13 protein-coding genes are annotated in these 12,523 nt (G+C 56.2%); 8 read left to right on the top strand and 5 right to left on the bottom strand.

The features are described 5' to 3' along the window. The first annotated feature begins 67 nt into the window (after nt 1-67). The 5 genes from Q0802_RS16375 (at nt 68) to Q0802_RS16395 (ending at nt 5,542) form a co-directional block, all read left to right on the top strand. On the top strand, nt 68-472 hold the full coding sequence (locus Q0802_RS16375) for a RidA family protein (RefSeq protein ID WP_298920254.1): 405 nt from the start codon (nt 68-70) through the stop codon (nt 470-472). A 114-nt stretch (nt 473-586) separates the two neighbouring features. Next, nucleotides 587-1,660, top strand: a complete 1,074-nt coding sequence (gene pheS / locus Q0802_RS16380; protein WP_298920257.1) for a phenylalanine--tRNA ligase subunit alpha — start codon at nt 587-589, stop codon at nt 1,658-1,660. Nucleotides 1,661-1,729: 69 nt separating this feature from the next. Beyond that, on the top strand, nt 1,730-2,542 hold the full coding sequence (locus Q0802_RS16385; RefSeq protein ID WP_298920259.1) for a polyhydroxybutyrate depolymerase: 813 nt from the start codon (nt 1,730-1,732) through the stop codon (nt 2,540-2,542). A 73-nt stretch (nt 2,543-2,615) separates the two neighbouring features. Continuing rightward, nucleotides 2,616-5,015 carry a phenylalanine--tRNA ligase subunit beta gene (pheT, locus tag Q0802_RS16390; protein ID WP_298920261.1) on the top strand — a complete coding sequence of 800 codons (2,400 nt, stop codon included), beginning with the start codon at nt 2,616-2,618 and terminating at the stop codon, nt 5,013-5,015. A gap of 77 nt (nt 5,016-5,092) precedes the next feature. Beyond that, the gene (locus Q0802_RS16395) at nt 5,093-5,542 is read left to right on the top strand and encodes a YtoQ family protein (protein ID WP_298920263.1); all 450 of its coding nucleotides are present in this window, start codon (nt 5,093-5,095) and stop codon (nt 5,540-5,542) included. Nucleotides 5,543-5,598: 56 nt separating this feature from the next. Here Q0802_RS16395 and Q0802_RS16400 read toward each other — a convergent pair whose 3' ends face one another. Beyond that, entirely contained in the window at nt 5,599-6,303 is a 705-nt protein-coding gene (locus Q0802_RS16400) for a glutathione S-transferase N-terminal domain-containing protein (RefSeq protein WP_298920265.1), read from the bottom strand. Nucleotides 6,304-6,452: 149 nt separating this feature from the next. Between Q0802_RS16400 and mscL the strand changes: the two genes are divergently transcribed. Next, on the top strand, nt 6,453-6,878 hold the full coding sequence (gene mscL / locus Q0802_RS16405; RefSeq protein WP_298920267.1) for a large conductance mechanosensitive channel protein MscL: 426 nt from the start codon (nt 6,453-6,455) through the stop codon (nt 6,876-6,878). Nucleotides 6,879-6,936: 58 nt separating this feature from the next. Here mscL and Q0802_RS16410 read toward each other — a convergent pair whose 3' ends face one another. Beyond that, nucleotides 6,937-7,218, bottom strand: a complete 282-nt coding sequence (locus Q0802_RS16410) for a DUF1330 domain-containing protein (RefSeq protein WP_298920269.1) — start codon at nt 7,216-7,218, stop codon at nt 6,937-6,939. Nucleotides 7,219-7,311: 93 nt separating this feature from the next. Between Q0802_RS16410 and Q0802_RS16415 the strand changes: the two genes are divergently transcribed. Next, complete coding sequence (locus Q0802_RS16415; RefSeq protein WP_298920270.1) at nt 7,312-8,217, top strand: LysR family transcriptional regulator; 906 nt, start codon at nt 7,312-7,314, stop codon at nt 8,215-8,217. On the opposite strand, the gene ald is transcribed toward Q0802_RS16415, so the two are convergent. Beyond that, entirely contained in the window at nt 8,207-9,325 is a 1,119-nt protein-coding gene (gene ald / locus Q0802_RS16420; protein ID WP_298920272.1) for an alanine dehydrogenase, read from the bottom strand. The two genes, Q0802_RS16415 and ald, sit on opposite strands and share 11 nt — an antisense overlap. Nucleotides 9,326-9,463: 138 nt before the next feature. On the opposite strand from ald, the gene Q0802_RS16425 reads away from it, so the two are divergent. Continuing rightward, nucleotides 9,464-9,922 (top strand): Lrp/AsnC family transcriptional regulator, encoded by a 459-nt coding sequence (locus Q0802_RS16425; protein WP_298920275.1) that lies wholly within the window; start codon nt 9,464-9,466, stop codon nt 9,920-9,922. A gap of 133 nt (nt 9,923-10,055) precedes the next feature. Here Q0802_RS16425 and Q0802_RS16430 read toward each other — a convergent pair whose 3' ends face one another. Both Q0802_RS16430 and rpsU read right to left on the bottom strand, forming a co-directional pair. After that, nucleotides 10,056-12,032 carry a bifunctional diguanylate cyclase/phosphodiesterase gene (locus tag Q0802_RS16430; RefSeq protein ID WP_298920277.1) on the bottom strand — a complete coding sequence of 659 codons (1,977 nt, stop codon included), beginning with the start codon at nt 12,030-12,032 and terminating at the stop codon, nt 10,056-10,058. A 199-nt stretch (nt 12,033-12,231) separates the two neighbouring features. Next, on the bottom strand, nt 12,232-12,438 hold the full coding sequence (gene rpsU, locus Q0802_RS16435) for a 30S ribosomal protein S21 (protein ID WP_008207378.1): 207 nt from the start codon (nt 12,436-12,438) through the stop codon (nt 12,232-12,234). Nucleotides 12,439-12,523: the final 85 nt, after the last annotated feature.

Consider the following 12,523-nt stretch of genomic DNA (forward strand, 5'->3'; position numbering starts at 1 on the left):
GCAGGATACTCGGGTCCATCACTACACAACATCGAAATTCAATAACGAACAGAAGGGAAGCAATTTCATGAGCAGCCGAAAAATCGAACGCCTTGGAGATGACAGAACCGGGGCAGGGGGGCAGGCTCTGCCCTTTGCACCAGCCGTGCGGGCGGGCGATTTCGTCTTCATTTCCGGCCAAGTGGCGATGAACGAGGACGGCGAGATCGAGGCGGGGGGCATCGAAAGGCAAACCCGAAAGACCATGGAGAACCTGATCGCGGCATTGGCATTGGCCGATTGTACGTTGGATGATATCGCCAAGGTCGGTGTCTGGCTGGATGACCCGCGTGATTTCTGGACCTTCAACCGGGTCTATGCCAGCTACTTTCCCAATGGCGGGCCCGCGCGATCCACCGTTCGCTCGCAGATCATGGTCGATGCTAAAGTCGAGATCGATGCAGTGGTTTATAAACCTCTCGATGGCGGGTAAGCTCTGACGGCGTGTTTTCCCGCGGGTTTGGCTGCTGATACGCAAAATACTGTCTGCCTTGCATTCACCGGCCATTCTGCTAGCACCGGCGCAAGACGAATAGGCGAGGCAGAGATGAACGATCTCAAGCAAAAATATTTGGGCCAGATAGCCGATGCAGCGGACGAGAATGCGCTGGAAGCGATCCGTTTGGCGGCTGTTGGCAAGAAGGGCGAAGTGGCTCTGAAAATGCGAGAGCTCGGCAAGATGACCCCGGAAGAACGGCAGGTCGCGGGGCCTGCGCTGAATGCCCTGAAGGACGAGATCAATTCCGCGCTGGCGGCGAAAAAAGCAGGTTTGGCCGATGTAGCTTTGGATGCGCGTCTGCGGGAGGAATGGCTGGATGTCACCTTGCCGGCGCGAGAGCGACGTCAGGGGACAATCCATCCGATCTCTCAAGTGAGCGAAGAGGTCACCGCGATTTTTGCCGAGATGGGCTTTTCCGTTGCCGAGGGCCCGCGCATTGACACCGATTGGTATAACTTCGATGCGTTGAATATTCCCGGCCACCATCCGGCGCGCGCTGAAATGGATACCTTCTACATGCACCGCGCGGAGGGCGATAATCGGCCGCCGCATGTTTTACGCACACATACGTCCCCGGTGCAAATCCGATCAATGGAGAAAATGGGTGCGCCTTTGCGGATCATCTGCCCGGGGGGTGTTTATCGCGCGGATTATGACCAGACGCACACGCCGATGTTCCACCAGGTCGAAGGACTGGCCATCGACAAAGACATCTCCATGGCACACCTGAAATGGGTGCTGGAGGAATTCGTCAAAGCCTATTTCGAGGTAGATGGCGTCGATCTGCGGTTCCGGGCGTCCCATTTCCCGTTCACCGAACCCTCGGCAGAGGTCGACATCCGCTGTTCGTGGGAAGGCGGCACGCTGAAGGTTGGCGAGGGCGACGACTGGCTGGAAATTCTGGGCTCGGGCATGGTGCATCCGAATGTGTTGAAGGCCGGTGGCATTGATCCTGAGGCCTGGCAGGGCTTTGCCTTTGGCATGGGGATCGACCGGATTGCCATGCTGAAATACGGCGTTCCCGATTTGCGTGCCTTTTTCGATTCCGATCTGCGCTGGCTGCGTCACTACGGGTTTTCCGCGCTCGACCAGCCAAACCTTCATGGCGGGCTAAGCCGCTAAATTTCCGCCATCACGGGTGCTTACACGGATGTGATGTGACACCCGGTTCGGCGTGGGTAAAGTGCGCGCATGATCTATCGTTTCATTTTCACCGCTTGTTTGCTTTTCTGCGCCCATGCCGTGGTGGCGATGGGTCCCTGGAACAAGGACTGTACCGGTCAGACCCCGTGCGTTTTGGGGGACCGCAGTTACCACGTTTTGCCACCCGACGATTGGGATGGTGTGTCGCCGCTGCCGGTGATGTTGCATTTTCATGGCTGGCAACGCCAGGGCACGTTGATCGTGCAGCACCAGCGAATTTCCGGTGCCACACGGCGACGTGGCGTGCTGCTGGTTGCCCCCAACGGATTGGGGCGCAGTTGGGATTTCTGGCATGCAGGCACCGATGACGTGGGTTTTGCGCGTTCGGTGCTGGATGACGTCAGGAAAAACTATCCGATCATCGAAGACCAGATTTTTGTCTCGGGATATTCCTGGGGCAGCAACATGGCGTGGCGCTTTGTCTGCGAAGACGGCGCGGACGTGGCCGCATTGCTGGCCATTTCGGGCACCCTGCGTCAGACCGAAGATTGCGCCACTGCGCCGCGCGAAGTGCGGCAGGTCTATGGTCTGAACGATCAGGTGCTTGATTATCCTTATGGGCCCGAAGGTGAAGAAGATTACCCGGTCTATCTGTGGCGCGAAAAATTCGATTGTGCGGAAGGGGTCGCCAACGGGCCGTGGAACGCGCGCGATTTCCTGACCTTTCAGCGTATCGTCTGGGAGAATTGTGAAACCGGGCGGGTCAGTCTGGATATTCACCCCGGCGGGCATTTCATTCCGCATGGCTGGATCGCCCGGCAATTGGACGAAATTCTGGGTTTGCCAAACTCCTATCCCTGAACGATTAGGTGGCTTTCCCCTCTGATCTCTTTGGGCTATCAGGGCGCGACGCAAACCTGACGCCGGTGACCTGATGAAATTCACACTCTCCTGGTTGAAAGACCACCTGGACACAAACGCAAGCCTGGACGAAATCGTCTATGCGCTGACAGACCTCGGACTGGAGGTTGAGGGCGTCGAAGATCGCGGCGCGCGCCTGCGTGACTTTACAATTGGCTACGTGCAATCCGCGGAAAAGCATCCCGATGCTGACCGCCTGCGGGTATGCCAGGTAGAGACTGACGAAGGCGTCAAGCAGATCATCTGTGGCGCGCCCAATGCGCGCGAAGGGATCACCGTGGTTGTGGCCAAGCCGGGAGTCTATGTGCCGGGCATCGACACGACCATCGGTGTGGGCAAAATTCGCGGGATCGAGAGCTTCGGCATGATGGCTTCCGAACGGGAGATGGAGCTTAGCGAGGAACACGACGGGATCATTGAACTGCCCTCCGGCGAAGTGGGCCAGTCCTTTGTAGATTGGCTGGCAGAGAACGATCCGGCCAAGGTCGATCCGGTCATCGAAATTGCAATTACACCGAACCGCCCGGATGCATTGGGGGTGCGCGGCATCGCGCGTGACCTTGCGGCCCGTGGGCTCGGAAAACTGAAAAAACGCGATGTCGACGCGATCGAAGGGACATTCCCGTGCCCTGTCACCGTGACCATCGAAGGTGACACGTTGGCGCAATGCCCGGTGTTTTACGGTCGGTTGATCCGTGGTGTGAAGAACGGCCCATCGCCCGCGTGGTTGCAGGACGCGTTGCGCGCAATCGGGCTGCGTCCGATCTCTTTCCTCGTGGATGTGACCAATTTCTTCACCTACGACCGGAACCGCCCCTTGCACGTCTTCGATGCCGACAAGATCGCCGGGAATGCCCTGCGCTTGCATCGCGCCAAGGGCGGCGAAACCCTGATGGGTCTTGATGAAAAGGAATATACCTTCACCGAAGGCATGACCTTGATTTCTGACGCAGAGGGTGTGGAAAGCATTGGCGGCGTGATGGGCGGGTTGGCTTCCGGATGCACCGAAGAGACGACCAACGTCTTCATCGAGGCGGCGTATTTCGACCCCGTGCGCACCGCCTATACCGGACGCGCGCTCAAGATCAATTCGGACGCGCGGTATCGGTTCGAACGGGGCATCGACCCGGCCTGGACGCCATATGGCATTGAGCATGCGACGCGGATGATCCTGGACCGCGCGGGGGGTGAGCCATCGGAAGTGATCGTCGCGGGCAAAATTCCGGATTGGGACCGCGCCTTCAAGCTGGATGCAGCCCGGGTGCAATCGCTGGTAGGTATGGATATTCCGGAAAGCGAACAGCGTCAGACGCTGACGTCGCTGGGCTTCATCCTCGAAGGTAATATGGCGCATGTCCCAAGCTGGCGGCCAGACGTTCAAGGCGAAGCGGATCTGGTGGAAGAAGTCGCCCGGATCGCCTCGCTGACAAAGCTGAAGGGCAAACCACTGCCCCGACTGAGCGACGGCGTGCCCAAACCGATCCTCCTGCCGTTGCAGCGCCGCGAAGCGATTGCGCGGCGTACCTGCGCAGCACTCGGTTACAACGAATGCGTGACCTACAGTTTCATCGATGAAACCTCCGCCAAGCTCTTTGGCGGCGGGCAGGATGCAACGCGTCTGGAAAACCCGATCAGCAGCGATATGAGCCACATGCGACCCGCGCTTTTGCCCGGACTGTTGCGGGCTGCGGCACGCAATCAGGCCCGCGGTTTCAACGATCTGGCGCTGTTTGAGGTAGGCCCGGCATTCCATGGCGGCGAGCCCGGCGAGCAACACCTGCTCGTCAGCGGTTTGCTGGTCGGGCGTACAGGGCCAAAAGATGTGCATGGTGCATCGCGTGGCGTTGATGTCTACGACGTCAAGGCCGACGCCGAAGCGATTTTGGCGGCCATCGGCGCACCGGCAAAAACCCAGATTCTACGCGGTGCGGCGGAGTGGTGGCACCCGGGACGTCATGGAAAAATCTGCCTGGGACCAAAGAAAGTGCTCGGCATCTTTGGTGAGGTTCATCCGCGTGTGCTGGCGGCCATGGATGTGAAAGGCCCGGCAATGGCCTTTACACTCTGGCCCGCCGAAGTGCCGATGCCACGCAAATCCGGTGCTTCACGCGGGGCGTTGAACATAAGCGATTTGCAGGCGGTGGAGCGTGATTTCGCTTTCGTTGTGGATGCGAGTGTTGACGCTCTGACGTTGGTCAACGCCGCCATGGGGGCGGACAAAGCGCTGATCGAAGATGTGCGGATCTTCGACGAGTTCATTGGTGGCAGTCTTGGTGAAGGCAAGAAATCTCTCGCTCTGACCGTCCGAATGCAGCCAGTTGCCGAGACGCTGAAGGACAAGGACATCGAAGCGGTCAGCGCTAAAGTTGTCGAGAAAGTCACCAAGGCAACCGGTGGAACCCTGCGCGGATAATCTGCCGCGCAAAGTTTCACGGGGTCAAAGCCATTTAACAGGGCGCCACATCTGAACCGCAGCAAAAGGAGAATAAAGTGACGTTGAAAGTTTATCTGTCCGGCGAAATTCACACTGACTGGCGAGATCAGATCATGTCCGGTGCCGAGGCGCTTGATGTGGCTTTTGACAGCCCGGTGACAGATCACGCAGCAAGTGATGATTGCGGCGTCGCAATCCTTGGTGCGGAAGACAACAAATACTGGCACGACCACAAGGGCGCGATGGTCAATGCGATCCGGACGCGTAAGGGGATCGCCGATGCCGACGTCGTAGTGGTGCGATTTGGAGACCAGTACAAACAGTGGAATGCCGCTTTTGATGCCGGTTATGCATCCGCTTTGGGCAAGTCGCTGATCATATTACATGGCACGGGTCATGCCCACGCGCTCAAGGAGGTGGACGCGGCGGCCTTGGCTGTGGCGCAAGAACCGTCGCAGGTTGTCGAAATCCTGCGATACGTGTTGACCGGCACTTTGCCGGGCTGATCGCCGCGGGTATTGCGCCGAGCAGGGCGGAGTTGATCTCCGCCCTGGGGCACGTGTTACGCCGGTTCCCGCGGAGGGATCTGCAAGCCCTTCTCGACGGCGGGTCGTTCAAGGAAGCGATCCAGATAGGCCGCCACATTCTTGTGATCATAAAATCCAACTACGTCTTTTGTCTCGTAGAAGTCCAGGGCGCGAAGCCAGGGTGCAATCGCGATGTCGGCGATCGAATAATCGCCCGCGATCCATGTTTTACCTTCCAATGCGCCATCCAGAACGCCAAGCAGGCGTTTCGCTTCATCAATATAGCGCTGCTGCGGACGCTTGTCTTCCCACTGCGACCCGGCGAATTTGGAGAAAAACCCGAGCTGTCCGAACATCGGACCCAATCCGCCCATCTGAAACATGACCCATTGAATGATATGGGCTTTTTCTGTGGCGTTAGATCCGATGAGTTTACCAGATTTCTCCGCGAGATAGATCAGGATGGCACCGCTTTCAAAAAGGGTAAGCGGTGTGCCATCTGGCCCGTTCGGGTCGATGATCGCCGGAATTTTGTTGTTCGGATTGAGCGACAGGAACTCGGGACTTTTCACATCTGCATCTGACAATGTGACCGTGTGGGCCTCGTAAGGGATACCCATTTCTTCCAGGGCGATTGATGCCTTCACACCATTCGGCGTTGGGAAAGAATAAAGTTGCAGGACATTTGGGTCCTTTGCAGGCCATTTGTCGTTGATACTGAAGTTTGACAGGTCGGCCATACGGCATCTCCTTTTTTGCGTTGAGGGTAAGACATAAGCGGATTTCCCCGTAAAAACAGGCTCGCCTGCGCGCAACAATGTGTTAACTAACGCACAGAGGGCCAAAGCAATCAGAAAGAGCCCCGGATCAGACAGTGTGAGGGACAATTATGATCAACGAATTCAAGGATTTCATCGCCAAGGGCAATGTCATGGACATGGCTGTGGGTATCATCATCGGTGCGGCATTTACGGCGATTGTGACCTCGCTTGTGGGCGATCTGATCAACCCCATCATCGCGCTTTTCACCGGTGGGATTGATTTCTCGGGGTGGTTCTACGTGATGGGAGAAGAAAGCTTCCCCTCCATTGAGGCGGCCACCGAAGTAGGGGTGCCGGTGTTTGCCGTCGGCAAGTTTGTCATGGCGATCATGAATTTCCTGATTGTCGCTTTTGTGGTGTTTTTGTTGGTCAAGATGGTCAACCGGATCAAGGAAGCTGCGGAAGAAGAGAAAGAAGCGGCCCCCGAAGAGCCAAAGGGACCGTCCGAATTGGACGTCCTTCTGGAAATTCGTGATGCGTTGAAAAAAGGCTGATCCTAAGCCTGAGATCACGATGTAATGCCCGCTTCCGATGGAGGCGGGCTTTTTCCTTTTAGAGCAATGCGATCAGCGTTTCTGCACCTTTGGTGCGCAGCGCATGGGTCTCGATCAGGTCTGGATCATCAATCCATGCTTGTGCGGCACCTCGGTCAGGGAATGTCAGGATCGCGACGCCATCTGGCAGGGCCTGGTCACCTTCCAGCCTGACCAATTCTGTAGAGGCTTGCAAAATTGCACCTCCATGGCGCGCCAGCGCTGCGCTTGCTTTTTCGCGATAGGCAGCAAGGGCAGCGGGGTCTTTCATCTTCAACGTTGCTACAGCATGTGCGGTCATCAGGTGTCCTACTCTGTTGATTGTCAGGCCTCACAAATAAGTGTCGGCCAGATGTGCGAAAATACCTCAACTCTGCATGTCCTATGTGCGATAATGATCATCATGTTGGATTGGGATGATTTGAAATACGTGCTGGAGACCGTGCGCCATGGTGGACTGAGTGGCGCCGCCCGGGCGTTAAAGGTGAACCACGCGACGGTTTCACGACGGATTGCGTCAGCAGAACGCGCGATGGGTGCGAGAATGTTTGACCGGGCACCAGGTGGATACCGGCCTACCGAAGCGGGTCTGGAAGCCGCGCGAATGGCCGAACGTATGGAAACGGCCAGCCATGATTTGAGCCGCAGTCTGAGTGCCCGGGATCAGCAATTGAGCGGGGCTTTGACGATCACAGCACCGCAATTGCTGGTGGAACGTCTTCTGGCACCCATTCTGCGGGATTTTAAGGCGCAATATCCGGCGATTGAGCTAAGGATCATTGCAGCCAACCGCCAGCTCAATCTTGCAGCGCATGAAGCCGATGTGGCTTTTCGCATCTCGGACACGCCCGGTGATACGCTGGTTGGCCGTCGCGTTACCGAGCAATCTGCAGCCGTTTACGTGGGTAAAGAGCAGGCAGAACGGCTTCGTTGTGACCCGCAGTTACCGCTGGACTGGATCCGCTTCGCGCATTGGCCGGGGCCGCCTGCGGCTCTCAAAGAAGCTTGGCCGGAACGGCGTATAACACTGACCGTCGACGATATGTACGCGGCGCTGGCGGGCGTGCGCGCAAATATTGGGGCCACGCGGATGCCGTGCTTCATTGGCGACGTGGAACCCCGCATACAAAGGCTCGCGCGGGTGCCATTGCTCCCCTATCGGCCCATCTGGGTATTGACCCATGCTGACCTGCGCGGCACCCGTAAAGTCACGACATTTACCGAATTTGCGGCATTGCGCATTAATGCGATGCGTCCCCTTTTCGAGGGGCGCACACCGGCAGAGGGCTCTAGTTTTTGATTGCCACGCTGGGCGAGATGACGTCGATCCCCAGCGCTTTTCCAACGGCATAATAGGTGAGTTGGCCACCGTGAACGTTCAGGCCGTTCATGAGGTGCGGATCGTCGGTGCAGGCTTGGCGCCACCCCTTGTCGGCCAACGCCAGCATGAAAGGCATCGTCGCGTTGCCAAGCGCAATCGTAGACGTGCGTGCAACGGCGCCGGGCATATTGGCGACGCAGTAGTGCATGATACCGTCCACGTTATAGACAGGGTCTTGATGGGTGGTCGCCTTCGAGGTTTCAAAGCATCCGCCCTGATCAATTGCAACGTCAACAAGAGCGGCACCTGGCTTTAATTCGGCGAGCTGGGCGCGACTGATCAGCTTGGGCGCCGCTGCACCTGGTATCAGAACCGCACCGATGATCATATCTGCTTCGCGGGCCAGTTCGATCGTGTTCCCCGCAGAGGCATAGCTGGTTTTGAATGTGCCTCCAAAGACATCGTCAAGGTATCTCAGTCGGGGCAAAGACCGATCCAGCACGGTCACATCCGCGCCCATGCCGGCTGCGATCTTGGCGGCGTGAGTGCCGACAACACCGCCCCCGATGACAACAACACGCGCTGGTCCCACACCAGGCACGCCGCCCATCAGGACACCGCGGCCTCCATTGGCTTTTTGCAACGTCCAGGCACCAACCTGCGGAGCCAGGCGACCGGCGACTTCGGACATCGGCGCGAGAAGGGGCAGGCCGCCACGATCATCCGTGACGGTTTCATAGGCGATGCACGTGGCGCCGGACGCGATGAGATCATGTGTTTGATCGGGGTCTGGTGCCAGATGTAGATAAGTGAAAAGCAACTGCCCGTCGCGCAGCATTTTACGTTCGCCAGCCTGGGGTTCCTTGACCTTGACGATCATATCTGCCGTGGCAAAGATCTCTTCGGCCGTTTCGATGACCCGAGCGCCAGCAGTCACATAGGCCTCATCTTCAAACCCGGCACCCGCGCCCGCGCCACTTTGGATGAGAACGTCGTGTCCGTGGTTCACCGCCTCTTGGGCTGCATTTGGCGTCATGCCGACGCGGAATTCCTGAGGTTTGATCTCTTTTGGGCAACCGATGATCATCGGGGTCTCCTCTGCATATAATTGCCAGTATGGTACGGTATGCAAAATGCAATGTAGCACCAAACGTTGCTCGCGTTAGCGCTAGTTCTGTGAATATACTGGCGCAAATAGAGGGATTATTCGGAGAATCTTGCGAAAATGAGCTTGGATGCAACAGATCGACGTATCATGAAAGCGCTTCAGCGCAAGGGGCGTATGCCAAATGCCGAGCTGAGCGAAATGGTCAATCTGTCTCCCTCGGCGTGCCATCGTCGCGTGCAGCGGCTTGAAAAAGACGGTTATATCCGGGACTACGTGGCGTTGTTGGATGCGCGCAAGATGGGGGTTGCTACCACTGTCTTTGTGGAGATTACGTTGCAGGGTCAGGCGGATGAGGTTCTGGATGCATTTGAAAAGGCGGTCAGCCGTATCCCGGACGTATTGGAGTGTCATCTGATGGCGGGCACTGCTGATTATCTGCTAAAAGTTGTCGCTGAAAATACGGAGGATTTCGCCCGCATTCATCGACAACATCTGGCGCGTTTACCGGGGGTCGCGCAGATGCAATCGAGTTTCGCCTTGCGGACAGTATTTAAAACCACGGCTCTGCCTGTCTGACGTTTGCTGCGCAGGCTTCACGGAGAACCACAGTGATGAGATGCGCGGCCGCCATTTTCTGACCATCCTCACGCCTGTTGTTGAAAATTGTGGTCAATGACTGAAGCTAGCTGGATCAGCTGCGACGGCCAGATCAGGCCGCAGACGTTTTGCCGAGTTGCCCGACCGTGACGGCCTCAAGTGCCTTTTCCGCGGGCATCGGTTTGCCAAAAAGAAAACCTTGATATTGATCGCAATCCAGTTCCCTCAACATTTCCGTGTGATCGTGGTTTTCGACACCTTCGATTGTCACCTGCATGCCCATCTTGTGGCCGAGGGTAACGATGGTTTCGATGATTTCGCGATACTTGGTGCTGTCGAATTCGAAACCTTCCAGGAAAACCCGATCAATTTTCAATTTGTCGAAGTCGTACTTCCACAGGTACCCGAGGCTGGAATATCCTGTGCCAAAATCATCCATCGCTATGGAGATTCCCATGCGTTTCAGTCCCACCAATTGAGCCGAGACACGTTCTTCATCTGCCATCAGCAGGCTTTCTGTCACTTCCAGTTCCAGACGTGAGGCTGGGAAGTCCTGCCGCGTCAACACGTCTTCTATTTCCGATACCAGATCCCCGCGTTGGAACTGGGCTGGTGACAGATTGACCGACAGAAAGATGTGATCGGGCCATGATTTGGCCGCGACAATTGCGCGTTCCAATGTTTGTATTCCGATGGCCTGAATCATGCCGGTTTCCTCTGCGATCGGAATAAATTCTGTTGGCGATATTGGGGTGCCTTGGGCGTCATTCAGCCTGAGCAGGGCTTCAAATCCGACAATAGAGGCATCCGCGGGATTGGAGAGCGGTTGGAAATGGATTTCGAATTCATCGTTTTGCAACGCCTCACGCATCCTCGCCTCGACTGCGCAGCGCCGTACCATGGCGGTGTCAAGCTCGCGGAAATAGAACTGCATATTGTTTCGGCCGTTTGTTTTCGCGTGATATAGGGCAAGGTCCGCCGCGTGGAGCGCCTCGGGTCCGGATTCTGTTACACCTGCAAGGTGAGACCCTATGCTGATGCTGCCTTGTATTGTCGTTCCCTTGTATTCGAATGGTTTGGAGGCTTCCGCCAAGATGCGCTCACCGATCGACGTCAGAAGCTCAGCGATAGCATCCGGGAAGGCAATGACAAATTCGTCCCCTCCCATGCGGCCCACAAGATCGGTGCTGCGTACATTGTTGATCAGAATGGACGCGATGTGCTTGAGATAAGCGTCACCAAATTCATGCCCATTGGAATCATTGATGTTTTTGAATTTGTCGACGTCCATGAAAAAGACACCTATCACCTTGCTTTTTTCGCGGTCAGCGAACCGTGCTTTGCATTCGCTGCTCATGGTGTGCCGGTTCAAGGCACCGGTGAGAGCGTCAAAGCGGGACAGGTGGTTGACCCGTTTTGTTCGCGTATAAGCCTGTTCCCGCTTCATGATAAAGGCGATGGAGGGCACCAAATAGATGATGGCGGACAGAATTGGCAGGAGCAGGCCAATCCAGTCGAGAAACTTGGTGTAGAAGGCGGCTGCTTCCGATTTGTCCAGGTATAGTTGAACCGCTCCGATCGGTGCGCCGCTGGGGTCTTTGATGAGAACCAGCGCGTCGACAAACACGTTTACCGTACCGTTGGGGCTTTCCTTTTGAACCACATCGATACTCGATTGACCGGAGGTGACGACATTCAGCGCAGTATCGTTCACAGGTTGATTGCCGCTCATGTCAAAGAGGCCGTAATCATTCGAGTAGACCGCACGCCCTTCCGCATCATAGACGATAAAGGCATAGACATTGCCAAAATTGATCGCTGAATCGATGACCGATTGCTGGCCGGCTGTCAGCGCACCATCACTGAGAATGCTGCCCGAACCGGTTGAGCGTGTATTGAACTCCTCAGCCCAACTCATCGCGTCCATTTCTGCCTGCTTATTGATGGTCTCTCCGACGGCCCAGTCGATGAGAAGATGAACTCCAAGCGTGATCGCGCCTGTAAAGGCGACCAGAACGAGCAACGGAACAGCGCATTTGCGCAAAGAAGAACTTGTTTCACCATTTGTGAACAAGGTGCTGGCGTCCATGTTTTGGCTCCGACAACGACTGTTCACTCTTTTGTGAAGTAGTGTCGTTAACATGGCGTGGCTCGCCGCACGCAATAAATCGCGATTTTTATCAGCAGTTTAACGAAATGGAATTTCAGAAGTTTAAGCGGGAACGAAAGACCCCCCGCAAGTTGTTACATACGAGGGGTCAATTCAGTTGCCTTGCGACGGGAAAAGCTTAGAGCATTCCTTCGCGTTGGGCTTTTTTGCGTGCCAGTTTACGGGCACGGCGGATCGCTTCAGCTTTCTCGCGCGCTTTTTTCTCGGACGGCTTCTCGAAATGTTGCTTGAGCTTCATCTCACGGAAGACACCTTCACGCTGTAGCTTTTTCTTCAGGGCACGAAGCGCCTGATCGACATTGTTGTCGCGAACACTAACCTGCATGTGGTTTTCACCACCTTTCTAAGTTGAGTTGCAAGGATTTGCAGGAAATGGGCATATAGCAAGGACGCCCTATCTTGTCCAGTCA

This window comes from uncultured Roseobacter sp., from assembly GCF_947495275.1.
Taxonomy (GTDB): Bacteria; Pseudomonadota; Alphaproteobacteria; order Rhodobacterales; family Rhodobacteraceae; genus Roseobacter.

Excerpts from the sequence above, each read along its gene's own strand:
- Q0802_RS16375 (WP_298920254.1), top strand. The coding sequence starts at position 68 with ATGAGCAGCCGAAAAATCGAACGCCTTGGAGATGACAGAACCGGGGCA.
- pheS (WP_298920257.1), top strand. The coding sequence starts at position 587 with ATGAACGATCTCAAGCAAAAATATTTGGGCCAGATAGCCGATGCAGCG.
- Q0802_RS16385 (WP_298920259.1), top strand. The coding sequence starts at position 1,730 with ATGATCTATCGTTTCATTTTCACCGCTTGTTTGCTTTTCTGCGCCCAT.
- pheT (WP_298920261.1), top strand. The coding sequence starts at position 2,616 with ATGAAATTCACACTCTCCTGGTTGAAAGACCACCTGGACACAAACGCA.
- Q0802_RS16400 (WP_298920265.1), bottom strand. The coding sequence starts at position 6,303 with ATGGCCGACCTGTCAAACTTCAGTATCAACGACAAATGGCCTGCAAAG.
- mscL (WP_298920267.1), top strand. The coding sequence starts at position 6,453 with ATGATCAACGAATTCAAGGATTTCATCGCCAAGGGCAATGTCATGGAC.
- Q0802_RS16410 (WP_298920269.1), bottom strand. The coding sequence starts at position 7,218 with ATGACCGCACATGCTGTAGCAACGTTGAAGATGAAAGACCCCGCTGCC.
- Q0802_RS16415 (WP_298920270.1), top strand. The coding sequence starts at position 7,312 with ATGATCATCATGTTGGATTGGGATGATTTGAAATACGTGCTGGAGACC.
- ald (WP_298920272.1), bottom strand. The coding sequence starts at position 9,325 with ATGATCATCGGTTGCCCAAAAGAGATCAAACCTCAGGAATTCCGCGTC.
- Q0802_RS16425 (WP_298920275.1), top strand. The coding sequence starts at position 9,464 with ATGAGCTTGGATGCAACAGATCGACGTATCATGAAAGCGCTTCAGCGC.
- Q0802_RS16430 (WP_298920277.1), bottom strand. The coding sequence starts at position 12,032 with ATGGACGCCAGCACCTTGTTCACAAATGGTGAAACAAGTTCTTCTTTG.
- rpsU (WP_008207378.1), bottom strand. The coding sequence starts at position 12,438 with ATGCAGGTTAGTGTTCGCGACAACAATGTCGATCAGGCGCTTCGTGCC.